This window comes from Parasedimentitalea denitrificans, assembly GCF_011813015.1.
Classification (GTDB): domain Bacteria; phylum Pseudomonadota; class Alphaproteobacteria; order Rhodobacterales; family Rhodobacteraceae; genus Parasedimentitalea; species Parasedimentitalea denitrificans.
Window position 1 is genome coordinate 59,940 of sequence record NZ_QHLQ01000004.1, and the last position, 23,284, is coordinate 83,223.

A 23,284-nucleotide genomic window follows, 5' to 3' on the forward strand; every position below is an offset into this window, starting at 1 on the left:
GAGAGGCTCAAACCGGAAATTCACGCCTCGCGGATGAAACAAACATGGTCCTTTGTCAGCTGCGCCCTAGGTGAAGCCAATCTAGGAGGATTGTCCATGTATTCATTTCAACAAACCCTTTGCTGTGTTTCAGCTTCTATTGGCTTGCTCCTTGCCCCTCCGGCTATGGCCCAAGAGGTCCCCAAAGAAGGGCCAGTTGATTTTGTCGTCACAACGACAGGTGAGGCCACGATACTTGCCGCCAGCCAAGGCACGATGCAGCTGAATTACGAGGTCATCGGCATGCGTGACACTTTGGAAAGTGGCGTGAATGGTGTCGCCAGCTTGCATTGTGTTGGTGCGGCCTCAGTCTTTGACGGAAAATTCGACAACGAGAGCGGCTTGTGCCGCACCACCTACCCTGATGGCAGCACAACTGTGATCCGATACGGAGGCGCAGGCATTTTGGGCAGTACAGCCGAAGGCAAATGGTCCTTTATTGGCGGCACTGGCACGTTTGCCGGTATTACTGGCGGTGGAGCCTATTCAAGAATATCTGGTCCGCCCCCCCGTGAAAACAGTTTTGCGTCACGCAACACGGTGACCGGAAATTACGAACTACCCTGAAACGAAAAAGCCCTCGCAACTGAAGTTGCGAGGGCCTTAGTTCGTTGAAGGTATATTTAATTACTCAGCAGGAACTGCTGCTTCTTCGACCGACAGAGGGTGCGGGATGTGTACCAGCATCTCAATCGGGCAGACCTGAACAAAGTTTGCCTTTTCACCGTCCCAGTGCTGCAGGATATCAGCGGCCTTACGGCTACCAGTTTCCTCTAGATGACGCTCAATCAAGCCTTTCAACTGATCCTCCCAATGCGCCACAGTGACTGGATTAGTAACAAGGGTTTCCATGTTCATCATAGGTTGGGCTTTGCCTTCGGGGTCATACAGGTACGCCATGCCGCCAGTCATCCCGGCGCCAAAGTTGGCACCAATCGTTCCCAGAATAACTGCAACACCACCGGTCATGTATTCACAGCCACAGGCGCCGCAGCCCTCGATCACCACTTTGGCACCCGAGTTGCGCACCGCAAACCGTTCACCGGCGCGACCTGCTGCGAACATATAACCATCAGTCGCACCATACAGAACGGTGTTGCCGATAATGGTGTTATCCGATGCTGTCAGCGGGCTGACCTGCGGAGGACGGACTACGATGGTACCACCGGACAGGCCCTTACCAACATAGTCGTTGGCATCGCCTGATACTTCCAGCTTTAGCCCCGGTGCTGCAAAGGCGCCCAGTGACTGACCAGCCGAACCCTGCAGTTTCACCGTCAAGTGATCGGGCTGGAACGAATTTCGCATACCAAAGTTGCGTACGATGTGGCTGGATGTCCGAGTGCCCACGGTACGGTGCGTGTTTTGCACCGCATAGGACAGTTGCATCTTTTCGCCGTCTTCCAAGAACCGGGCTGCATCGCGCACGATTTCAGAGTCCAGCGTATCAGGCACCACGTTGCGAACCTTGTCGCGGTTGTAGATGATGTCAGCCGAGCCATCGACAGTGATAAGCAGCGGGTTCAGATCCAAGTCATCCAAATGGGCCGACCCACGGCTAACCTGTGCCAGCAGATCCGCACGACCAATCACTTCGTCCATGCTGCGCGCACCGATTGAAGCCAGCAGTTCACGGACTTCCTGTGCGTAGAAGGTGATCAGGTTCACAACCTTGTCCGCAGCGTTGTCTACAAACTTGGCACGCAGAGCTGGATCTTGGGTACAGACGCCAACTGGGCAGGTGTTCGACTGGCACTGACGCACCATGATACAGCCCATCGCGATCAGGGCAGCAGTACCAATACCGTATTCCTCGGCGCCCAGCATCGCAGCCATCATGATGTCACGACCGGTGCGCAAGCCACCGTCGGTCCGCAGGGTGACGCGGCCACGAAGGTTGTTCATGCTCAGAACCTGATGTGCTTCGGTCAGGCCCATTTCCCATGGCAGGCCAGCATATTTGATCGAGGTCGCCGGAGAGGCACCTGTGCCACCGTTGTGCCCGGAAATCAGGATCACGTCTGCCTTGGCCTTGGCCACGCCAGCCGCAATGGTGCCAACACCTGACGACGCCACCAGTTTCACTGTCACCTTACAGCGTGGGTTGATCTGCTTGAGGTCATAGATCAACTGCGCCAGATCCTCGATCGAGTAGATATCGTGGTGCGGCGGAGGCGAGATAAGCGTCACACCTTTGGTTGAGTGACGCAGACGCGCGATCAGGTCTGTGACCTTCATACCCGGCAGCTGACCACCCTCACCCGGCTTGGCACCTTGGGCCACCTTGATTTCCAGCTCTTCACACTGGTTCAGGTATTCGGCGGTGACGCCAAACCGGCCCGATGCAACTTGTTTGATCTTAGCGGATGGGTTGTCCCCATTTGGTTCTGGCACAAAGTGTGCCGGATCTTCACCACCCTCACCCGAGTCGGACTTAGCACCGATGCGGTTCATTGCAACGTTCAGGCTTTTGTGGGCTTCAGGCGACAACGCGCCCAGAGACATGCCCGGGGTGACAAAGCGTTTGCGAATCGAAGTAATGCTTTCGACTTCTTCAATCGGCACAGCTTTGCCAAGAGGCTTGATGTCGAGCAGGTCACGCAGGTGGATTGGCGGATTGCTTCGCATTTTGGTCGAATACTGCTTCCACAGTTCGAACGATGCCTTATCGCAAGCCATCTGCAACAGCTTCATCGAGTTAGCTTCCCAAGCGTGTGTCTCACCCGACTTACGCGCCTTGTAGAAGCCGCCAACAGGCAGCACATCCAGGCCATTTTTCCAGCCCTTGGCATGGGCTTGTTCGGCCTTGGTTTGAATGCCAGTCACACCGATGCCCGAGATCCGGCTGGTCATGCCCGGGAAGAATTCGGCGCACATCGCGCGCGACAGGCCTACGGCCTCAAAGTTCAACCCGCCGCGGTAAGAGGAAATCACCGAGATGCCCATCTTGGCCATGATCTTGAGCAGGCCCTGATCAATCGCTTCACGGTAGCGGGTAATGTTCTCTGTCAGGGTGCCGTCCAGCAAACCGCGCTCAACACGTTCAGCAATCGAATCTTCGGCCAGATAGGCGTTTACAACGGTTGCACCACAACCGATCAGCACCGCAAAGTAATGCGGGTCAATGCATTCTGCAGACCGAACGTTTAGCGAGCAGAATGTGCGCAGCCCCTTACGTGTCAGATGCGAATGCACTGCGCTGGTCGCCAGGATCATGGGCATCGCAACCCGGTCGGCATCAGAATGCTGGTCCGTCAGGACCAAATGGCCAGCGCCAGACCGCACGGCCTCTTCTGTTTCAGCACGAACACGTGCCAAAGCGTCACTTAACGCGCCTTCACCGGGGGTAAATGTACAATCAATCTCGGCCAGAGGCGCGTTGAACTCTGCTGTCAGCTTGTCCCATTGAGCATTACCCACGAATGGGCTCTCCAACACGATGATCTCGGTCTGGCTGCTGCTTTCTTCCAACACGTTCTTGAGGTTACCAAAACGAGTTTTCAGGCTCATCACCCGGAACTCACGTAGGGAATCGATTGGTGGATTGGTGACCTGAGAGAAGTTCTGGCGGAAGAAGTGGCTTAGTGGACGGTACATCTTGGACAGAACCGCGCTGGGAGTGTCATCTCCCATCGAGGCAAGGGTTTCTTTGCCGTCTTCAGCCATAGGAGACAAGATCTGCTCCAACTCCTCCATGGTGTAACCTGCCGCACTTTGACGTTTGTGCAACTCTTTTCCGGTGAACAAAGGCTGTTCAGTTACACCAGACAGGGTTTCTTCGAGGTTGTTGATCTTGCCAACCCAGTCGCCAAACGGACGCGCCGCGGCCAGCTGATCTTTGATTTCGGTATCGCGGAACAGTTTGCCTTCTTTCATATCCACGGCAATCATCTGCCCCGGACCCAAGGCGCCCTTGGCGACCACAGTGCCTTCATCAATCGGCACCATACCTGCCTCAGACCCTGCGATCAGCAGATCGTCACCAGTGATGACATAACGCATCGGACGCAAACCATTGCGATCCAAACCTGCGCAGACCCAACGGCCATCTGTCATTGCAAGCGCAGCTGGGCCGTCCCATGGCTCCATCACCGAGTTGCAGTAGGAGTACATATCGACCCAAGGCTGCGGCAAGCCAACGACCTGTTTCGACCAGCTTTCCGGAACCAACATGGTTTTCGCCATTGGAGCAGATCGTCCCGCGCGCACCATGACTTCGAACACACCATCAAGAGCGGCCGAATCTGAGGCCCCGCTGGGCACGATTGGTTTGATGTCCTCTGCCAGATCACCAAAGAAGGCCGATGCCATGCGGATTTCATGGCTCTTCATCCAGTTCAGGTTGCCCTTTAGCGTGTTGATCTCGCCGTTGTGGGCCAGCATCCGGAACGGCTGGGCCAGCCACCACTGTGGGAAGGTGTTAGTGGAATACCGCTGGTGATAGATCGCAAACGCACTGACGAACCGTTCGTCCATCAGATCGGGGTAGAAGACAGCTACCTGTTCAGCCAGCATCATGCCCTTATAGATGATTGAGCGACAGGACAGCGACGCAATATAGAGACCAGCAATACGCGCAGCAGCAGCGGCTTTTTCAATCCGGCGACGGATCACATACAGCTCACGCTCAAATGTTTCTTCGTCGACACCCTTGGAGTTGCTGATCAGGATCTGCTCAATCTCGGGGCGGGTTGCGTTGGCTTTTTCACCAAGGCAGGTCACATCAACTGGCACGTGGCGCCAGCCGTAGATGTAATAGCCCATGCGCAAAACTTCGGACTCGACGATAGTCCGGCAGGTTTCCTGTGCACCGAAATCAGTACGTGGCAGGAAAACCTGACCCACGGCCATCAGCTGATCTTCACGCGGCTCGTGGCCGGTGCGTTTGATCTGGTCATAAAAGAACCGAACAGGGATCTCGACGTGAATACCAGCGCCATCACCCGTCTTGCCGTCAGCATCTACAGCACCGCGGTGCCAGATTGCCTTTAGTGCATCAATGCCGGCTTCAACGACCTTGCGGCTTTTCTTGCCGTCGATAGAGACAACCAGACCCACACCGCACGAAGAGTGCTCTTCCGCTTCGGAGTATAGTCCGTTTTCCGCCATGTACTGGCGTTTGGCTTCTTCGGCACGCACCCATTCGGCATCATACTTGGTCATTGGTCTTCTCCTTCTTCGGGTGCAAACAGCGCGATAGTTTCAGTCGCTGTCAGCCGTTTATGATCACCGGCCAGCGCATAGCCTTCCGGTTTTAGGTCGCTGAAGAACTCCAGCGCCATGGTGTTATTGGCGGCGTTGTCGAACAATCCGGCCGCCAGGCTTTTGTGATCATCGTGCACGGTCGCGTACCAGAGTGCCGATCCGCAGGTGTCACAGAACGCACGTTCTGCCCAATCAGATGAGCGGTAGGTTTTGACAGGCCCAGACACAGCAATTGACCCGGGAGCAGTTGGAACAGACATATACGTGCTGCTGGTCCAGCGACGGCACATGTCGCAATGACACGCCCGGATAACTGGGTCGGCACGGGTGGCAGTAATGGACACCGCACCGCACATGCACTGACCTTTCAACTCGCTCATCCTTTGTCTTCCTTTTGCTATGCTGGCCATCCGGCCCTTTGGCTTTTGTGCCGCCAGCCCAATTATCAGGGCCCGCGACATCCTGTTTCGAATGTCTTGTCAGGTATTCATCTTTGGCTTCAGAAGCACGATGATCTGGTAGAAATCTTCGCTAGAGATATTGGTCCCAACGATGTCCCAGTCCTCGGCGATTTCTGCCAGCTTCTCCAAGGATACGCTGGTATCCCCATAGGCGGGTATTTTGGTCGAGGTGTCCAAGGAATGAGGTGCGAATGCCAGCCCCTTAGTCCGATGAGCCTCGATCAGAGCCTCGGCCCGCTTGGCATACACCGGATTGATGTTCCAATATTCTTCGGGTCGGATGGTTATTGCCAACACCCCATCATCCTTGACCGCGAGGCGTAACGCTTTCAACGCTGCCTTCATTGCGTGGCCAGAGGTATGGGTGAAGACAGAGAACGCAAAGGCAAAGTCGAATGTCTTATCCGGAAACGGCAGCGTTTCCGGCACGTAGTCTGACAGCTTAAGCGCGTTTGGAATATCGCACGACCGACACTGGTCCAATGATGCCTCTAAAGGATCGCATCCGTGAACGTTGTCAGGATCCGAGTAATAGGTCATCAACCGCAAGAAACGCCCGTATCCACAGCCGAAATCTAACATAGTTGCGTCGTTCAAAGTACGCCCGGTTAGTCTGCTATAGTCATCGGCCACAGCACGCACAAAGCTTATGCTTTGCACCATCAGTGGAAGGCCGCTTTGTCCCGTCCATTTTGCCTGAACGGGCAATTCTGTCATTCGGGGTAATATCTTGGAGAGCTGCGGATAGTCGCTGATCGGCAGGCTCCACATTAGTCGGGAAAACCCGTCCAACCCCAACCGGCGTAATACCGAGAGAACCTCTGCTCCACCGGTCGCGGCCAAGTCTTCTGCTTCGTTCAGTATGTCGCGTTCAAAGGCTAGAAACTTGATTTTTTGGTCAGCGTTCTGCGGTCGATTGGACATTACGCCTTGACCGTTTCCAGAGACCTTTTGAACCTGTGGTTCTTCCGATTTTTCGACCGAAAATATGCGTTTGATTGATGCCAATTCCATTAGTCACTCCTTGCGGCAGTGCCGAATATATTATGGATGTTTGAGGCACACTGTGAATCGCCAAAGGCGGCCGTGCCCGTGCAATTGAAGCTCCACAATTGCACAAATCCAGCGCCGACGCTATTGTGCGTGCTGCCTTCATCAAACATACAAATCATTCAATCCACTCGCATCAGAGTTGCTGCCTAGGCAGGCTGAACTTTCACTCAGCCGCCTGGATCATCGCTGCATCCATCTTTTCCAAGATCGCTTGCGCACAATCGCGACCATCTTTGATCGCCCAAACCACCAACGATGCACCGCGCACAATATCACCAACCGCGTAGACACCATCCATTTCGGTTGCGCCTGTGGTAAATTCCGCCTTGATGGTGCCCCAGCGGGTCACTGGCAATTCTGGCTGATCCCAAAGAGTTGGCAGGTCTTCTGGTTCAAAGCCTAGCGCCTTGATCACCAGATCTGCCTCTTCGACATAGTCGGCGCCTTCGATCACTTCTGGTGCTTGGCGACCCGAAGCATCCGGTTGCCCCAAGCGCATTTTCTGCACCACGACTCCCGAAACTTTGCCATTGTCGTCGGCGAACCCTTTCGGGGCTGACAACCACTCAAAAATAACACCTTCTTCTTCGGCATTCTGTGTTTCACGCTGGGAGCCCGGCATATTGGCCCGGTCGCGGCGATACAGACATTTGACCGAAGTCGCACCTTGGCGAATCGACGTCCGCACACAGTCCATTGCGGTGTCACCACCACCAATGACTACAACGCGTTTGCCTTTGGCATTCATCTGACCGCTGGTGAACTCAGCAACGTCGTCACCAAAGCTCTTCTTGTTCGACACCGTCAGAAAATCGATAGCTTTTTCAATGCCAGTTGCGCCGCTGCCCGGCATCGCCAGATCCCTGGATTTGTATACGCCAGTCGCGATGATGATCGCGTCATGTTTGGCACGCAGGTCATCAAAGGAGATATCTTCGCCGATGGCACAGTTCAGTTCAAACTTTACACCGCCGTCAGCCAGCAGATCATTGCGACGCTGAACCACGTCTTTCTCCAGCTTGAAACCGGGAATACCGTACATCAGCAAGCCACCTGCCCGATCCGAGCGATCATACACTGTGACCTGAACGCCAGCCTGACGCAGCATATCAGCGGCGGCCAGCCCGCCGGGTCCAGCACCAATAATCCCTACGCTTTCAGTCCGCTCTTTTTCAGGTGACGCGGGTTTTACCCAACCTTTGTCCCATGCTGTGTCGGTAATGTATTTTTCCACCGACCCGATGGTCACCGTGCCGTGGCCAGACTGTTCGATGACGCAATTGCCTTCGCACAGACGGTCCTGCGGACAGATCCGCCCACAGATCTCTGGGAACGTATTGGTTGCCTGGCTGGTTTGATAGGCCTCTTCCAACCTACCAGTCGCAGTCAATCGAAGCCAATCAGGGATGTTGTTGTGCAACGGACAGTGTGTCTGGCAATATGGAACGCCACACTGGCTGCAACGGCTAGACTGCTCCTCGGCCTTTGCGGCGGCATATTCGGTATAGATTTCGTCGAAATCTTCCTTGCGCGCATCGGCAGTGCGCTTTTCAGGCATATCACGCTCGATTTGCACGAATTTGAGCATCGGTTGCTTGGCCACGGGTCGAACTCCCTGATTTGGCTGGCTGCGATCTAAGGATAGTCAGAGCACGGCATTATTTAGGTCATCAATACTGACATAAGATATCAGCTTTCACCGTGTGATACCTGATGATACGGAAATGTACAGTAATTTTAGGGACTGATCCGGACCTAAATCATAGACTTTCATTTGAGACGCTGCACTTATACAAAACAAGGGCACATTGCGATCTCGCCCCGACCGTCAGGAAACCGAGTTTTATGCCGTTATTTCAGCTTGTTCTGGTCGCGCTCATTCAGGGCATTACAGAATTTCTACCCGTTTCCTCCTCCGGTCATCTGATTCTTCTCCCCTCTTTGACGGGCATGCAGGACCAAGGACAAGTGATCGATGTTGCGGCCCATATCGGCACTTTGGCCGCTGTCGTTATGTTTTTTTGGAGCGATGTCCGAGTCGCGTTACTTGGCCTACCCCGCTTACTATCAGGACGCGCCGACACGACAGGGTCGCGTCTCGCCCTGGGACTGGTGATCGCCACCATTCCAACGGTCCTTTTTGGTACCTTTCTGCATTTCACAGGCCTCAGCAGCAGCCTACGCTCCATGACCGTTATTGGGTGGACCATGTTGGGCTTTGGGATTGTACTTTATATTGCCGACCAAAAAGGCCGCACCCACAAGTCAACCGGCGACTGGGGAGCAAAGGACGCTTTGATCATGGGGCTATGGCAGATGCTGGCTCTCTTCCCCGGCACTTCTCGGTCCGGGATCACCATCACCGGCTCGCGGCAGCTTGGCTACAACCGCACAGACGGCGCCCGCATCGCGATGCTTATGTCGATACCCACGATTATCGCTTCGGGTATTCTTTTAGGCTCGCAAGTGGCCGTCGAAGCTAACACAGCAGTTATCCGCGATGCGGGAATTGTGGCGGCACTATCTATGCTGTCCGCCCTTGTCGCACTTAGCCTTATGATGCGCTTACTGCGCAGCGTTAGCTTTACCCCATATGTGATCTACCGCGTGATCCTTGGCCTGATCCTTCTGACGATTGCATATAGCAGCTAATCGCCAGAAGACTTTCGTTACCAGCCCGCAGTCAGTCGCTGATGCGGGGCCGGACGCAACCCGACAAGATCCAACATGGCAACCGCAAAGTCCGCAAAGGATATGCGAGATTGCCCGTCTTCCTGCCGCACCAACTCGTCACGGCCAAGCGCATAACGGCCCGTTCTCACCTCAGGCAGTAACATCGCTGACGGACGTAGACAGGTCCAGTGTGCACTTTTCTCGCTCACTAATAACGCATCCTGCGCAACACAGGCTTCGGCAATTGGCCGGACACTTTGAGGCAGAAAGTCAGGCGCTGAAACAACGGTGTGATCTGATCCATCACCGAGCCGCAAAGTTGCGGCACCGCCGGTAATATAGACCGGCGTCCCACTGGCTTTGCTTGCGCTTAGAACCTGACCTGTCAGGGTAACCAATACACTTTCCTGCCCTGATGGAGGCCGCAAAGTTGAAATCACCGCATCATGCGCCCGGAACAATTCTTCCAACTTCTGAGGCTCGGCCAGAACATCCAACTGGACTTGTTTTAAATTCGGCTGACCACCCTCATCACCAATCTTCCGTGCGCAGGCCGTGACCTGATGACCACGCAACAACGCTTCGCGCACAGCTTCACGACCAACATCACCCGTAGCGCCCAAGATTAAAACTTTCATTTCAGTTCTCCACCATTTTCATTCTAGCTGCCGCACAGGTCGGCCATTTATCTTGATGTCGAGATAAATGCGATATCTCTTGATGTCAAGATAAATGACCCCGTCGCCAAAAAAGAAAGGCGCAGGGTTTCCCCTACGCCTTGCCCAAATTAGTTTAATTGCCGCCTTAGCCGTCGTGACGCAGATTGCGGGCAGATCCGGTGATTGCGTCGTATTGACCAGATGGACGGAACTTCCAAAGGTAATCCGGCAAAACCGAGCCCAAAATCACTGGCTGCACATCCAGATCAGCAAATCCCTTGGCGCCTTCGGACACCACACAATCACAGGCCAATTGGCGCAATTGATCACGTGTCAGCATACCATTTTTGATGAGCTGGAAACTAATGGCCTGCATCATGTCAAAGCCAAAGGCCGTCAGCCATGCGGCAAACCCAGGGAGGGAAATCACCAGACGACGACGGTGAATCACTTCCAGCATCTCTTCCATCAACGCTTGGAAACTCTTCACCTCTGGGCCGCCCAATTCATAAACGCCACCCTCGGCATCGCCCAGTACACCTTTGACCGCAGCTTTAGCTACGTCATCGGCGAACACTGGCTGGAACAAAGTCTTACCACGTGCAATCGGCAGCACTGGACCGAATCGTGTCATGCCTGCAAATCGGTTAAAGAAGTTATCCTCGGTGCCGAACACAATGGAAGGACGCAGAATCATGGCGTTTGGCATGTGCTGCAACACAGCCGCTTCACCCGCCGCCTTGCTGCGGCCATATGCGCTTGGCGATTCATTATCTGCGCCAATTGCAGACAGATGCACCATGTTTCCGACGCCCTGCTCTGCGGCAATCCGTGCAATCCGTTCGGCACCATCGACATGGATGGCTTCGAAGGTGTTTTTACCAACTTCGCTCAGAACACCGACACAGTTCACCACCGCGTCGCTTCCCTGCATCACCGCAGCAACCGAAGCATCATCCCGGATATTGCAGAAAACCGGCTCTACCTGTCCAGGAACACCATACGGCTTTACGTGCATAGCCTCATTTGGACGGCGCACGGCGACCCGTACCCGCCAGCCTTCCTTGGCCATGCGGCGCGCGATGTAGCGGCCGACAAAACCAGATCCGCCATAGATCGTGACCAGTTGGGACATCATTTGGCTCCTAACTTTAGCTGTTCACCCGATCTACCGCTCTACGCCCCTGCAAACAAGGCGCAAAACACCACAGATTGAACCCAAACATTCCCTTTTCAGTGCCATGCATATGAGAACCCGCAAACCTGAGCGTATAAGAACGGAAAATTCTGCAAAAATCCGTTTGACGGGCTCGGCGACTCGACCTATACGGCCCCCACTACCCCGTGCCCAGATGGCGGAATTGGTAGACGCGCTGGCTTCAGGTGCCAGTGACCGCAAGGTCGTGGAGGTTCGAGTCCTCTTCTGGGCACCAATTCACCCACACTTTGCTCCCAAAAATCTTCAACGCGAACGCTATTTGACTACTTCGCGTCGATGGGAGTTTTTCAGCTCCTTTCGCAGGATGATCTACCGCATCTTTTTTCATTTGACGCTCCTAATGACCTGACTTATACGGCCCCCACTACCCCGTGCCCAGATGGCGGAATTGGTAGACGCGCTGGCTTCAGGTGCCAGTGACCGCAAGGTCGTGGAGGTTCGAGTCCTCTTCTGGGCACCAATTTCTCACCCGGCTCAACTTCTGAGTGTAAGAAATTAGCATAATTTTTGCTTATTTTTTCAGCAACTTGCGTAACTGGACTGATTACCGCAAAAATCTGGACCGATGCATCTACTTGAGATTGCTCCATGCTTCCCTATCGACCTCTGACAGGGAGAATTTTTAATGTCTGAAAACGTAATATTACTCGCAGTTGACGGCAGCGACGGGTCAAAACGCGCGCTGAACCACGTTCGGCGGCGGGCAGAATTAGGCGGCGCCAAGGTGGTTGTCGCTTATGTGATCGAATGGTCCCCATATTCATTCAACACACCAGAAGAAAATGCCGAACGGCACTCGCGTCGTGAAAGCGAAATCGCCAAAGCTCATGACACTGTTGTCGGCCCAGCGCTAAGCCATCTAAGCGAAGGCGGTATTGAAGTTGAAAGCGTTGTACTTCACGGCAACCCTTCGGAAACCCTAATCGAAATCGCCAAGAAAACCGGAGCCGCTCAGATCGTTATTGGCAGACGCGGTGAGTCGGGATTGAAATCGCTGATCTTTGGGTCTGTCGCAGGCAACCTAATTCAGACAGCGCCCATTCCTGTTATGGTTGTTCCATAGATCACGATCCGAAAATTGGAACAAAACCTTCATCGAAATTCGAGGAGTTCGGGATGAACCGGATAATTATTGCCCTTTTGGCAACCCTCGCCTTTGCCAGCCAGGCACAGGCAGGAATTGACGAATCGATCAATGCATTCACCGCGCCTATCGCCCAATTTGTCGGCACGGTAGTTTTCTTCAAAATCCCCGTCGCCGGCGCACAACTGCCACTGGTGGTTCTGTGGCTGGTTGTTGGCGCGGTGTTCTTCACCGTCTATATGGGTTTCATCAACCTACGCGGCTTCAAGCATGCGATTGAGCTTGTACGTGGCGACTATGCTGACCCCAAAAGCTCTGGTGAAGTCTCGCACTTCCAAGCCTTGGCAACAGCCGTTTCCGGTACTGTTGGTATTGGTAACATCGGCGGCGTTGCAGTTGCGGTAACCGTTGGTGGTTCCGGCGCTACATTCTGGCTGATTGTGGCCGGGTTCTTGGGCATGTCCACCAAGTTTGTTGAATGCACACTGGGTGTGAAATACCGGAATGAGAACCCAGACGGGTCGGTCTCTGGTGGTCCAATGTATTACCTGCGCCGCGGTTTTCAGGATCGCGGCATGGACGGCTTTGGCAAGTTCATGGGCACATTCTATGCTGTTGGTATCTTCATCGGCGCACTTGGCATTGGCAACATGTTCCAATCAAACCAAGCCTATGTACAGCTGAATACAGTGGCTGGCGGCGCGCTAGACGGTTACGGATGGCTGGTTGGCCTAATTCTGGCTGGTGTGGTTTTTGCAGTGATTATCGGTGGCATCAAATCCATCGCACGTGTGACTGAAAAAGTTGTGCCATTCATGGCGATCTTCTACTGCTTCTTCGCCATCATCGTGATCCTGTTGAACATCACATCCCTGCCTATGGCAATCAGCAACATCTTTACCGGTGCATTCACCGGCGAAGGCGTAGCAGGTGGTGCACTTGGCGCATTGATCATCGGTTTCCAACGCGCTGTATTCTCAAACGAAGCTGGTATTGGTTCAGCCTCGATTGCGCACGCTGCTGTTCGGACAAACGAGCCAGTGACCGAAGGTTATGTGTCACTGCTAGAGCCATTCATTGATACGATCGTTATCTGTACAATCACTGCGTTGGTTATTGGCACAAGCCAAGTTGCCGACCCCAACTTTGCGGGTGATGCAACAGGTGTGGCAATGACTTCGGCTGCGTTTGAGCGCCACATGAGCTGGTTCCCAGTTCCGCTGGCCTTTGCTGCGCTGTTGTTTGCCTTCTCAACCATGATCTCTTGGTCCTACTACGGACTAAAGGGTTGGACTTACTTGTTTGGCGAAGGCCAGATGGGTCAGACAGTATACAAAGTCATCTTCTGTGCCTTTGTTGCGCTTGGTTGCATCGTACAGCTGGGCCCAATTCTGGATATCTCGGACGCTCTGGTCTTCCTGATCTGCGTACCGAACATTCTGGGTCTGTACTTCCTTGCGCCAATCGTTAAGGCCGAAATGGAAGCATACAAAGCCAAATTGGAAACTGGTGAAATCCGCAAGTTTGCCTAATAGGCTAAGATACTATGGCCCCCGGCGTTTAATTGGCGCCGGGGCGCCCAAATACCAACCTCTGTCGCCCTGCCCATTGAGTTGACGAGGTAAAAGGCCTATCTCCTGCATCAGCTTCTAATAATGATCAGGACTGCAACTCGTGGCCAATCACCTTTATCAAAATGACCTTCCCGACGGGCTAGACCTTGGCCCAATTGTCGCCATTGATTGCGAAACCATGGGGCTAAACCCTCACCGTGACCGGTTGTGCGTGATCCAAATGTCTGGTGGCGACGGGGATGCACATATTGTTCAAGTGTCCATTGGCCAGACCGAAGCACCAAATCTGTGCCGAATGCTGGAAGACCCAGAAGTACTAAAGCTATTTCACTTTGGCCGTTTCGACATCGCCGCCATGTTCAACGCTTTTGGCGCTCTGACCGCGCCAGTTTATTGCACCAAAATCGCTAGCCGATTGATCCGCACCTACACGGATCGACATGGGCTGAAAAACCTGACGCAAGAACTGATCGGCGTCGACATATCCAAACAACAACAGATGAGCGACTGGGGCGCACCTGAACTGACCAAAGCTCAGTTAGACTATGCCGCGTCAGACGTTCTGTACCTGCACCGTCTGCGTGAAGAGCTGAACAAGCGCTTGGCCCGCGAAGGTCGCACTGAAATGGCCCAAGCTTGCTTCGACTTCCTTCCAATGCGCGCCAAGCTTGATTTAGCTGGCTGGCCTGAAACAGATATTTTTGCACACTCATGACAGACGCTGAAAAATTCCTCGCCACCGCGCGACAAGTTGCCCTAGACGAAGCGCGTGCCCTCGAAGCTCTAGCAGAGAGCTTTGATGAACGCTTTGCCGAAGCTGCCCAGATGATCCTGTCCGCTACTGGACGGATCATAATCAGCGGTATTGGTAAATCCGGACACATCGGCCACAAGATCGCTGCCACCTTAGCAAGCACCGGTACACCAGCCCATTTCGTGCATCCAGCCGAAGCCAGCCATGGTGATCTGGGCATGTTGTCCAAGGGCGATGTTGTGCTGGCAATCTCCAATTCCGGTGAAGCACCAGAACTGGCAAACTTGGTGGCATTTACCCGCCGCTTCGACATTCCGCTGATTGGGCTTTCAAGCAAACCGGAAAGCACGCTGATGACCCAGGCCGATGTGCAGCTGCAGATCCCAGCCATGGGCGAGGCCTGCGGTTACGGCATCGTACCGTCAAATTCGACCACGCTGACCTTGGCAATGGGTGATGCTTTGGCCATTGCCATCATGAAGCATCGCGATTTCCGTCCGGAAAATTTTCGCGACTTTCATCCCGGCGGCAAGCTTGGTGCGCAACTCAGCAAGGTGCGCGATCTCATGCATTCCGGCGCTGAGCTTCCAATGGTTTCCACTAACACACCGATGAGTGACACACTTCTTGAAATCAGCCAGAAGGGTTTCGGTGTAACTGGCGTTACGAATTCGGATGGCACCCTAGTTGGTATTATTACTGACGGGGATCTACGTCGGCATATGGACGGGCTTTTGGACTTAACCGCCGAACAGGTCATGACACCAAACCCTACGACTATCGGCCCGGAATCGCTGGCCGAAGAAGCCGTATCTATTATGCACTCGAATAAACCCAAGATCACTTGCTTGCTGGTCGTTGATTCAGACAAAGGGCAAAAGGCCGAGGGGCTTTTACACATCCACGACTGCTTACGCGCTGGCTTGGGTTAAGGGACAGGGCTCAGGCGATGGACCGCTATTCCCGAATGGTCGCATTTCTAAAAGTGCTGCTTCCCTTGGCTGCACTCGCCTTGCTGTCCACGCTTTTCCTAATTTCCCGGGGCGTAAATACCGAGACCACGATCCCTTTTGCCGACCATGAGATCGAAGAACGGATGCGTGGCCAGCAGATCACCGCGCCGTTCTTTTCCGGCACCACCTCGCAAGGGGATGAGATCACGGTGACAGCCAGTATCGCACGTCCTGGCGGACCTACTTCGCCTGCTATTGCAACCGATTTGGTCGCAGTTATCAGTATGGCCGACGGAGGACGCTTATCACTAAGGTCTGACAGCGGCGAAGTGCTGCTGGACAGTGACCTCGCACGGTTCACTGGCAACGTTGAAATCACATCGGCCGTCGGCTTACTGGTGACAACTGATTTACTAAATGCGACTATCAGTGGGTTGGAAGTCGAGAGCCCTGGCCCTGTCCAGGCCGACGGGCCAATTGGCACCCTAAATGCCGGAACAATGCAATTGCAGACAAAAACCCAAGGCGGGCCATTGCATATGCTATTCAATAACGGGGTAAAACTGGTATACGATCCTAGAAATTCAGAAAGATAGCTTGTGTCATATTTTCGCGCTTTGATAATCTGCCTGCCCCTAGCCCTTTTTTCAGGCATCGCCTCGGCTCAGTCCACCTCGATTGCATTCGGCACCATCAAGGCCGATCCTTCATTGCCGGTAGAGGTCACCGCTGACGCGCTTGAGGTCAACCAAGCTGACGGCTCAGCCCAGTTTCAGGGCAACGTTCTGGTCATTCAGGGCGTGATGCGTCTGTCTGCCGATACAGTTCTGGTGTCCTACAAGCCCGAGCAAAAGGGGATCGACCAGCTTAAAGCAACCGGCAACGTAATCCTGGTCAACGGACCGGACGCTGCTGAAGCTGAGCGCGCCGAATATACTATCGACAGCGGCACGGTTGTGATGACGGGTAACGTATTGCTTAATCAAGGCAACAGCACCCTTGCCTCCAATCAATTGGTCGTGAACCTTAACGATGGAACTGCGCAGCTATCCGGCCGTGTCAAAACCATTCTCAATCCGGACGGTGGCAACTAAATGGCCAAGCCTAAACTTACTGTCACTTCAGGCTCTTCAGGTCTCAAGATCGAGAAGCTGCGCAAGTCGTACAGCAAGAAAGTTGTGATCCGTGACGTCTCTATGACGCTTGACCGGGGTGAGGTCGTTGCATTGCTTGGCCCCAACGGATCAGGCAAGACCACCAGCTTCTATGCAATCGCTGGCTTGGTGTTCCCTGAGGCAGGAACAGTCACTGTCGACGGGCAAAATGTCACCACCCTGCCAATGTATCGCCGAGCCCGGCTGGGCATCGGATATCTACCGCAGGAAATGTCCATTTTTCGCGGATTGTCAGTCGAAGACAATATTTCAGCTGTACTCGAGATCGCCGTCCCCCACGCCCACAAGCGCCGTGAACGGCTCGAAGAACTACTATCCGATTTCTCAATCGAGCACCTACGCCGCGCTCCTGCGCTGGCCCTATCTGGTGGAGAGCGACGCCGCGTAGAGATCGCCCGTTGCCTGGCTGCAGAACCTAAATACCTTCTGCTCGACGAACCTTTTGCAGGCGTCGATCCCATCTCGGTTGGCGATATCCGCCACCTTGTTTCCGACCTTAAAAAACGCGGTATCGGTGTATTAATTACCGACCACAACGTTAGGGAAACATTGGAAATCGTCGACCGCGCATATATCCTGCACGACGGCCACGTCCTTATGTCCGGCACCCCCGAGGAAGTGGTTGAAAATGAAAATGTTCGACGCGTTTACCTAGGCGATAATTTCCGCATCTCCTGATTGATCAAGATCGGCTTGTGATCGGCCAGATCACGCCGAACCCGATTATGTGCCGCATAGATAATCTTAGGTTTCCCATTGACTCTCCCGTCATCTTGGCATCGAATTGGCCTATGGTAAAAGTCCCGTTTGACGCATTCCCGGTTCTGACCTTGGAAACAAGGTCTGGTCGAATGCAATCTAGGGTTTTACTTATTCCCCGCGTCCTGAGCTAATTACACCTGTCGGACCCGGTCCGGCTGGAGCTTTGGATGTCCATACGTGAAGGAGATCACATGCGTTACCAAATCAGCGGAAAACAGATCGACATCGGCTCGGCCCTGCAAACACATGTGCAGACCGAACTTGGCGAGGCAGTGGCTAAGTATGCACAGCGCCCTACCGACGCCACCGTCGTCTTTTCCCGTTCGGCGCATGAATATGTGTGCGAAACAACCGTGCATCTTTCGACTGGACTGACCGCCCAGGCTAAGGCGCACGAAACTGAGATTTATGCCGCGTTTGATAGCTGCTGCGATAAAATGGAGACGCAACTACGCCGCTACAAACGCCGCCTTAAGGACCACCACCGTGACCGAAGCGAGCCGGTTGAACTTTCGGCTGCGAACTCTTATATCCTCGCCTCAGAGGAGACTCACGCAGAAGACGAACCCTCTTCGCTGCAGCCAATCATTGTGGCCGAGATGGAGACCAAGATTCCTTCTCTGTCGGTCGGTGAAGCCGTGATGCAGATGGAGTTGGCTGGCGCTCCTGTGTTGATCTTCCGCCAGGAAGGGCAGAACGGACTAAATGTGGTCTATCGACGGGACGATGGAAACATCGGCTGGATCGATCCATAAACTTAGATAACCCTAGGTGCCCTTCGGGGCACCCAAGTGGAGCACAGGGCAATGCAACTTTCCAACATCCTCAAGCCAGAGGCCGTGCGCGTTATTGCCTCGGTCTCAAGCAAAAAGCGACTGTTCCAGGAAATTGCCGACGTTGCTAGTTCGGCCTATGCGCTACAAGCCCCACCTACAGTCGAGGCCTTGCTAGAACGCGAGAGCCTCGGCCCCACCGGTGTCGGGCATGGAGTTGCCCTACCCCACGCTCGGATCAGTGATGTCGAAGACGTTATTGGGGTCTTTGTCGTATTGGAAAAGCCTCTCGACTTTGGCGCCGTGGATCGCCAGCCGATTGACATTGTGTTTTCGCTCTTCGCTCCAGAAGACGCCGGTGTCGAACACCTAAAGGCCTTGGCACTGGTATCTCGCACCCTACGCGAGCAAAGCTTTTGTACCAAGTTGCGCGCCAACCCTGATGCCGCAACCCTCTATACAATCCTCACCGAGAATCAGTCGGTCCAAGCCGCTTAAGACAGCGACCAGATTCCGCATTTCATCTGGCTAAAAATATCCCGGGGGTTGGGGGCTGGCCCCCAACTCTCCATCAGCAACTATAGCGAACAGCTACCGCCAAGCGCCAAACCCAAACATCATATAATCACGTTTATAAATCTTAGCGACTTTCTCTTCCAAAGCCGCATCGTAGATTTCTTCCAACGCATAGGGCCGATCTGCAGCCGCAACAGAAACCTCTCCAGGTTTCATACGACCAACACGGCGCGCCAGATGGGGCAGTTCCTCTGCCAGCTCATCCTCTCGTAGTATCTGATCTGGTGATCCCAATTCTGAAAATCCCGACAGGACCTGTGACTGGCTCGCCCAAGTGGCATCCACACGGATTGCAGTCTGGCCTGCTAGATTTGCACGTAGAAAATCCAGAAACGTATCAAACGCAACCCGGTGATCTGCCAGGCTATAATTTGGGTTCGGACCATCCTTTGGGATCGATAGCTTGAATCTCTTTCGCAACGTCTCGCGGATTCGATTAAAGCTGCCGCTCCCGGCAGGGAGAATCTTTTCACAGAAAACGGCATGCGCGCGCGCAACTGGGTGGCGCACCACCGTGAAGCTCCGGTTGCCGGGATTGCCATTGCGCCACTGTCGTAGTTGCTTTTGGTTCATTTTGGTCAGCAACCCGTCGGCCTCAACACCGTCTAACCCCGCCAGCCAGTTCACCACTTCCGCCACAGGGCCGCCCTGAACCGGCATGTACAACAGTGGCGTCACCACCCCTGCCACATAACCCGGAACCGAAGGTCCCCGGCGGGGTTCAAAATTTGGCGTTCTGGTTAGGTTGAACCGGTCCATCCCCGATAACGCAACAGTCATTTCATCAGCGTTGGCGACCTTTGACAAAACCGGAGCCGGATTCTGCCGCTTTAGACTGTCATCTAGGGACTCCAGCGTATCGCTCAGCCCTAACCAACGGGCCAACCCATTCATAACATCGACGCTCTGCAGATCTTCATATGCAACATAGAACGCCGTCTGGCCGCTTTTTTGCATCCGGTTCATAAGCAGGACCTGAAAATCCTGCAAAGCCTCGACATGCCTGGAAAACTCAGCTCCATCAAAGTCGGCGAGTGCTTCTCTGCGGCGCGTGACGTTGGTCAGTTTCCACTGGCCCGTTGCCTGAGCGATCTTCCAGGACACATAACTGTCTAGCGGATTTCGGGTCAGAATGATCTTGGCACACCGCGGGTCTTCCAGCGCGATATCCAGAACCCGTGGATCATGATCGTGAAAATAACGAAACCCGCCCAATGCTCCGTTCTGAGCCTTGATCTCGCCAATCAATTGCGCGGGGTTCTGGTCGCGTTCATCCTGAGTAATACTCAGGATCTCGGTCTTGTTGGGGTAGCCGATAAAATGAGGATTGAATGCTTCGCCATGGCATACAAGACCATCAAAGGCGTTCAGGTTTACTTCCAGAAAATTGGAACCTGTGCGCATTTCTGCAAACACGATAAAATAGTCAAATTGCTCAGTCATAAATGATCATCGCACCAAATAGGGTTTACGCGGTGGTTTTGGCATATTGACCGGCCCTTGTTCCACCGGGAAATCTCCCATCAAATAGGGGTGCATGCCTTGGTTCTTTAAGTTCTGCAAAAACTGGCCAAACCCATCCAGGTCAACCATCGTCGGGGCTTCGCTTAATCGTTGCTGATAGGTCATGCCAATTTCGTCAACGATGGTCTGAATGGGCTCCATTGGAGCCTCAATAAACTCGGCCATTGTCCAGATTCTAACCCGCGCTTTGGTATATTGCGAACGGAGAATTTTGAGTTGCTCGCTTTCAATACGCTGTAGGCGTGCGGCTTCCTTACGCAGATCAGAGAAGTTTCGGTTCGACCTGAACAATGGTACTGCCCAGGCCCCGGAAATTACCGAAACCTGCGCATTTGGGTCGCGCGCTACAAGCCAATTGGGGTCCTGATTGTCGCGCGGGCCAAATTGAAAACACTGACGTTCTCCCCGCGTGTTCCAAATCAGGTTGGTCAGGAAACTTTCAGCGTTGTAATCTCTGGATTTCGCATTGTCGCTCAGCGCCCCATTTATCAGCACCTGCCCGTCTGCGAATTCAGCTCGCTCCGGTGCAAATAGATGTCCATGCACCCGAGCTCCGGTGGCCTGAGCCAACCAGGGCTCAAAATTCTCAAACAGCTCTGCAAAGCCCTGAAAAACCGAATACGGGTTAGAGGTAATACCATTCTCGGCCCCATGGCGAGGCATCCTGCTCTGCATATACAACCCCGGTCGCCCCCGTGTCCGCCGCTCTACCGCCTTGGCGAATATCCGGTCAATCTTACCCGGATTGGGTTCGGTCTTTTTCATCGCGCCGGCCTGGTCCGTCAGAAAGGCCTGATACAACCGATCGGCATGAGGCCAGATTTTGCGGGCGACAAAGCAATCGGATCTCCGCAGCAGCTGCAAATGATCATCATAAAAAATATGCGGCTTACCCTGAAAATCGAACTTTGACAGTGTCAGCGACCGGCTTTCTATACTGCCGGAATACTGGCGTACCAGTGTCTGGTAATAGCTTTCATCCGGGATCCATACCTTGCGGAAGTAGCGATCATAAGTTGCCCGTTCAGGGTCTTGCAGAATGGCCGAGAGAGTTTGCCGCGTCAGACACCACCACTGACTGCCCATATGCGGCACTAGTCCGGTGGGAATTCGTCGTCTAATTCCCAGTTTACGCTGCAACTCGACATATCGATCAAACAACTGCCGATGTTTCTTCCACGAAAACGGGAACCGCAGTGTGAACCGTTCTGCATCCAGCCCTCCAACCGTCCACGGCACGTCGGCTGTTGTGGCGCTTTCAATAAAGTCGGTACGCGGCCGAGCGGCAAGGTAATCAATCAGTTCCTGCACCGGTCGCAACGGCAGGCAGGACCCCGAAGCCAGATAGATGTGCCGCACGTCCAGGAATTCTGCCATCATCAGCTCAGAGGCGCTTTGTGATGCAGCGACAATTCCCCACGTCCCCCACTCACAGTGGTGACGCTGGGAAAACCGAACCATCGAGTCATCCGCAAGCGACGCGACAAAGGCACGATAGGATTTCTGTGACACGTTGCCGTCCACATGGATAACCACCGGACATCCGCCCGCTGTCCAGTGCCGTGCCACCTGCTCGGCACGGTGAAGGGCCGTATGCACCAACATGACAATGCCAACGGTGCTCATGCCCAGTTCCCCTTGGACATCAATCCCAGGATCTCTAGCTGGCGCCAGTTAATGTACTTTTCGCTCCACTTGCACCACAGATCCGGCTGCCCCTGCTGTGTGTCGGCATAGGCCTTATATTCAGCAGATCCCGCAAAGTGCTGCTTGCGCGTCATTTCCTCGGTTGCTTTGGCGGTGAAGGTATCAAGAAACTTGGCGTGCAACAGGGCTCCACTAGCCTTTTCGCCACCATCAGTTTCGTAGACCTGATTCAATCCACGCGGTAAAAGTGCGTGTGTTGAACTGACATAAGCATACCGCCGGTCCCATTTTACTAAGGGAATCTTGTTCAGTGCCGGTGCCTTCTTCGGCTCATCAGCAAAGAACACCCGACGCCGAGGCCCACCCTGAATCCATAGGTTGCCCCAAGTTGGGTTTTTCTTGACCGAGTAATTGCCACTGTCGAACCACGGCGCAATTTCCAGCGGGTTTTGCCCAGCGCGATATGGCACCTCGTCAATGCGCCCTTTGGGGTACACATCAATCAGCATTGCCGAAAAGCTGCGGATAGCCGAATTATCCAGCCAATCGGTAAGCGCGCGGATCGGCCGGGTATCGCAGAATGGGTAGATAAAGAACTCGTCCGGGTCGACCACCAGCACCCAGTGCCCATGGGCATACTTGCGCTTTAGGTAGTTCATCCAGTCGATACCAAAAGTGGCGCGCTTGTAGCTGTTGGTGGTGTGCCACAGCGAAACGTCCTGCTGGCCGCGCAGGTAGCTTTCAGTGCCATCGGTACTGTCATTGTCCACGATCAGGAAATGGTTGACCCCCAGACCACGGTAGTAATTCAAGAAATACGGTAACCGGATCTGTTCATTTCGCACGGTGGACACAAGCAGAATGTCGGATGGCTTTATCTGGCTGGTGTTGTTCTGCACTGCGCGCAACTCGTCGGATTTACGCACTGCGCGTATGATGCGCCGCTTACGGCGCACTCGCATCCGATAGGAATCCCAAAGGCTCAACGTTTAATCCAGTCCCCATTCACCAAAAAGCGTTCAGGACCACCCCGATCTGATCGCCTCAGTAATTCAAGGCATTATGTCACGGATTTCTTTCTGGAATCAATGGATTTAGAAAGCATTACGACCACCACATTATTCTTGAAATCTGCTGGTGGGACAAGTCAACC

General features: G+C 53.9%; 20 protein-coding genes and 2 tRNA genes. 13 read left to right on the forward strand and 9 right to left on the reverse strand.

What is annotated here, in order from left to right:
- Nucleotides 1-96 precede the first annotated feature (96 nt).
- Complete coding sequence (locus DL239_RS06110; RefSeq protein ID WP_167683118.1) at nt 97-606, forward strand: hypothetical protein; 510 nt, start codon at nt 97-99, stop codon at nt 604-606.
- A 60-nt stretch (nt 607-666) separates the two neighbouring features.
- Here DL239_RS06110 and gltB read toward each other — a convergent pair whose 3' ends face one another.
- The 4 genes from gltB to DL239_RS06130 form a co-directional block, all read right to left on the reverse strand.
- Nucleotides 667-5,202 carry a glutamate synthase large subunit gene (gltB, locus tag DL239_RS06115; RefSeq protein ID WP_167683119.1) on the reverse strand — a complete coding sequence of 1,512 codons (4,536 nt, stop codon included), beginning with the start codon at nt 5,200-5,202 and terminating at the stop codon, nt 667-669.
- Nucleotides 5,199-5,624: a GFA family protein gene (locus tag DL239_RS06120; protein ID WP_167683120.1), complete on the reverse strand. Its 426-nt coding sequence runs from the start codon at nt 5,622-5,624 to the stop codon at nt 5,199-5,201. Before DL239_RS06120 ends, gltB begins: the two co-directional genes overlap by 4 nt.
- Before the next feature lie 99 nt (nt 5,625-5,723).
- Nucleotides 5,724-6,719 carry a class I SAM-dependent methyltransferase gene (locus tag DL239_RS06125; RefSeq protein WP_167683121.1) on the reverse strand — a complete coding sequence of 332 codons (996 nt, stop codon included), beginning with the start codon at nt 6,717-6,719 and terminating at the stop codon, nt 5,724-5,726.
- A gap of 202 nt (nt 6,720-6,921) precedes the next feature.
- A complete protein-coding gene (locus DL239_RS06130; RefSeq protein WP_167683122.1) occupies nt 6,922-8,361 on the reverse strand; it encodes an NAD(P)-dependent oxidoreductase in 1,440 nt (479 codons plus the stop codon).
- A gap of 242 nt (nt 8,362-8,603) precedes the next feature.
- On the opposite strand from DL239_RS06130, the gene DL239_RS06135 reads away from it, so the two are divergent.
- Nucleotides 8,604-9,410 carry an undecaprenyl-diphosphate phosphatase gene (locus DL239_RS06135; protein ID WP_167683123.1) on the forward strand — a complete coding sequence of 269 codons (807 nt, stop codon included), beginning with the start codon at nt 8,604-8,606 and terminating at the stop codon, nt 9,408-9,410.
- 17 nt (nt 9,411-9,427) lie between these two features.
- Here DL239_RS06135 and DL239_RS06140 read toward each other — a convergent pair whose 3' ends face one another.
- Nucleotides 9,428-10,069, reverse strand: a complete 642-nt coding sequence (locus tag DL239_RS06140; RefSeq protein ID WP_167683124.1) for an NAD(P)-dependent oxidoreductase — start codon at nt 10,067-10,069, stop codon at nt 9,428-9,430.
- Nucleotides 10,070-10,235: 166 nt separating this feature from the next.
- A complete protein-coding gene (locus tag DL239_RS06145; protein WP_167683125.1) occupies nt 10,236-11,225 on the reverse strand; it encodes a complex I NDUFA9 subunit family protein in 990 nt (329 codons plus the stop codon).
- A gap of 211 nt (nt 11,226-11,436) precedes the next feature.
- Here DL239_RS06145 and DL239_RS06150 point away from each other — a divergent pair.
- The 11 genes from DL239_RS06150 (at nt 11,437) to DL239_RS06200 (ending at nt 18,882) form a co-directional block, all read left to right on the forward strand.
- Nucleotides 11,437-11,523: transfer RNA gene (locus DL239_RS06150), tRNA-Leu, on the forward strand.
- 159 nt (nt 11,524-11,682) lie between these two features.
- A tRNA-Leu gene (locus tag DL239_RS06155) sits at nt 11,683-11,769 on the forward strand.
- A 165-nt stretch (nt 11,770-11,934) separates the two neighbouring features.
- On the forward strand, nt 11,935-12,372 hold the full coding sequence (locus DL239_RS06160) for a universal stress protein (protein ID WP_167683126.1): 438 nt from the start codon (nt 11,935-11,937) through the stop codon (nt 12,370-12,372).
- Nucleotides 12,373-12,425: 53 nt separating this feature from the next.
- Nucleotides 12,426-13,925, forward strand: a complete 1,500-nt coding sequence (locus DL239_RS06165) for an alanine/glycine:cation symporter family protein (RefSeq protein WP_167683127.1) — start codon at nt 12,426-12,428, stop codon at nt 13,923-13,925.
- A gap of 142 nt (nt 13,926-14,067) precedes the next feature.
- Nucleotides 14,068-14,682 carry a ribonuclease D gene (locus tag DL239_RS06170; RefSeq protein WP_167683128.1) on the forward strand — a complete coding sequence of 205 codons (615 nt, stop codon included), beginning with the start codon at nt 14,068-14,070 and terminating at the stop codon, nt 14,680-14,682.
- Nucleotides 14,679-15,653: a KpsF/GutQ family sugar-phosphate isomerase gene (locus tag DL239_RS06175; protein ID WP_167683129.1), complete on the forward strand. Its 975-nt coding sequence runs from the start codon at nt 14,679-14,681 to the stop codon at nt 15,651-15,653. The genes DL239_RS06170 and DL239_RS06175 overlap by 4 nt, the downstream gene beginning before the upstream one ends.
- Before the next feature lie 17 nt (nt 15,654-15,670).
- Nucleotides 15,671-16,270, forward strand: a complete 600-nt coding sequence (locus DL239_RS06180; protein WP_167683130.1) for an LptA/OstA family protein — start codon at nt 15,671-15,673, stop codon at nt 16,268-16,270.
- A 3-nt stretch (nt 16,271-16,273) separates the two neighbouring features.
- On the forward strand, nt 16,274-16,768 hold the full coding sequence (gene lptA, locus DL239_RS06185; RefSeq protein ID WP_167683131.1) for a lipopolysaccharide transport periplasmic protein LptA: 495 nt from the start codon (nt 16,274-16,276) through the stop codon (nt 16,766-16,768).
- Nucleotides 16,769-17,527, forward strand: coding sequence for an LPS export ABC transporter ATP-binding protein (gene lptB, locus DL239_RS06190; protein WP_167683132.1), 759 nt, complete (start codon nt 16,769-16,771; stop codon nt 17,525-17,527).
- 275 nt (nt 17,528-17,802) lie between these two features.
- Nucleotides 17,803-18,366 carry a ribosome hibernation-promoting factor, HPF/YfiA family gene (hpf, locus tag DL239_RS06195; protein ID WP_167683133.1) on the forward strand — a complete coding sequence of 188 codons (564 nt, stop codon included), beginning with the start codon at nt 17,803-17,805 and terminating at the stop codon, nt 18,364-18,366.
- Nucleotides 18,367-18,417: 51 nt separating this feature from the next.
- Nucleotides 18,418-18,882, forward strand: coding sequence for a PTS sugar transporter subunit IIA (locus DL239_RS06200; RefSeq protein WP_167683134.1), 465 nt, complete (start codon nt 18,418-18,420; stop codon nt 18,880-18,882).
- Nucleotides 18,883-18,975: 93 nt separating this feature from the next.
- On the opposite strand, the gene DL239_RS06205 is transcribed toward DL239_RS06200, so the two are convergent.
- From DL239_RS06205 to DL239_RS06215, 3 genes are read right to left on the reverse strand one after another with little or no spacing between them, the layout of a single operon-like run.
- On the reverse strand, nt 18,976-20,403 hold the full coding sequence (locus DL239_RS06205; RefSeq protein WP_167683135.1) for a sulfotransferase family 2 domain-containing protein: 1,428 nt from the start codon (nt 20,401-20,403) through the stop codon (nt 18,976-18,978).
- 6 nt (nt 20,404-20,409) lie between these two features.
- Nucleotides 20,410-22,110 (reverse strand): DUF5927 domain-containing protein, encoded by a 1,701-nt coding sequence (locus DL239_RS06210; protein WP_167683136.1) that lies wholly within the window; start codon nt 22,108-22,110, stop codon nt 20,410-20,412.
- Entirely contained in the window at nt 22,107-23,093 is a 987-nt protein-coding gene (locus DL239_RS06215) for a glycosyltransferase family 2 protein (protein WP_167683137.1), read from the reverse strand. Before DL239_RS06215 ends, DL239_RS06210 begins: the two co-directional genes overlap by 4 nt.
- Nucleotides 23,094-23,284: the final 191 nt, after the last annotated feature.

Coding starts and splice junctions, on each gene's coding strand:
- DL239_RS06215 (WP_167683137.1), bottom strand. CDS start 23,093: ATGCGAGTGCGCCGTAAGCGGCGCATCATACGCGCAGTGCGTAAATCC.
- DL239_RS06205 (WP_167683135.1), bottom strand. CDS start 20,403: ATGACTGAGCAATTTGACTATTTTATCGTGTTTGCAGAAATGCGCACA.
- gltB (WP_167683119.1), bottom strand. CDS start 5,202: ATGACCAAGTATGATGCCGAATGGGTGCGTGCCGAAGAAGCCAAACGC.
- DL239_RS06125 (WP_167683121.1), bottom strand. CDS start 6,719: ATGGAATTGGCATCAATCAAACGCATATTTTCGGTCGAAAAATCGGAA.
- hpf (WP_167683133.1), top strand. CDS start 17,803: ATGCGTTACCAAATCAGCGGAAAACAGATCGACATCGGCTCGGCCCTG.
- DL239_RS06165 (WP_167683127.1), top strand. CDS start 12,426: ATGAACCGGATAATTATTGCCCTTTTGGCAACCCTCGCCTTTGCCAGC.
- DL239_RS06120 (WP_167683120.1), bottom strand. CDS start 5,624: ATGAGCGAGTTGAAAGGTCAGTGCATGTGCGGTGCGGTGTCCATTACT.
- DL239_RS06140 (WP_167683124.1), bottom strand. CDS start 10,069: ATGAAAGTTTTAATCTTGGGCGCTACGGGTGATGTTGGTCGTGAAGCT.
- DL239_RS06180 (WP_167683130.1), top strand. CDS start 15,671: ATGGACCGCTATTCCCGAATGGTCGCATTTCTAAAAGTGCTGCTTCCC.
- DL239_RS06135 (WP_167683123.1), top strand. CDS start 8,604: ATGCCGTTATTTCAGCTTGTTCTGGTCGCGCTCATTCAGGGCATTACA.
- DL239_RS06160 (WP_167683126.1), top strand. CDS start 11,935: ATGTCTGAAAACGTAATATTACTCGCAGTTGACGGCAGCGACGGGTCA.
- DL239_RS06110 (WP_167683118.1), top strand. CDS start 97: ATGTATTCATTTCAACAAACCCTTTGCTGTGTTTCAGCTTCTATTGGC.
- lptB (WP_167683132.1), top strand. CDS start 16,769: ATGGCCAAGCCTAAACTTACTGTCACTTCAGGCTCTTCAGGTCTCAAG.
- DL239_RS06145 (WP_167683125.1), bottom strand. CDS start 11,225: ATGTCCCAACTGGTCACGATCTATGGCGGATCTGGTTTTGTCGGCCGC.
- DL239_RS06210 (WP_167683136.1), bottom strand. CDS start 22,110: ATGAGCACCGTTGGCATTGTCATGTTGGTGCATACGGCCCTTCACCGT.
- DL239_RS06175 (WP_167683129.1), top strand. CDS start 14,679: ATGACAGACGCTGAAAAATTCCTCGCCACCGCGCGACAAGTTGCCCTA.
- DL239_RS06200 (WP_167683134.1), top strand. CDS start 18,418: ATGCAACTTTCCAACATCCTCAAGCCAGAGGCCGTGCGCGTTATTGCC.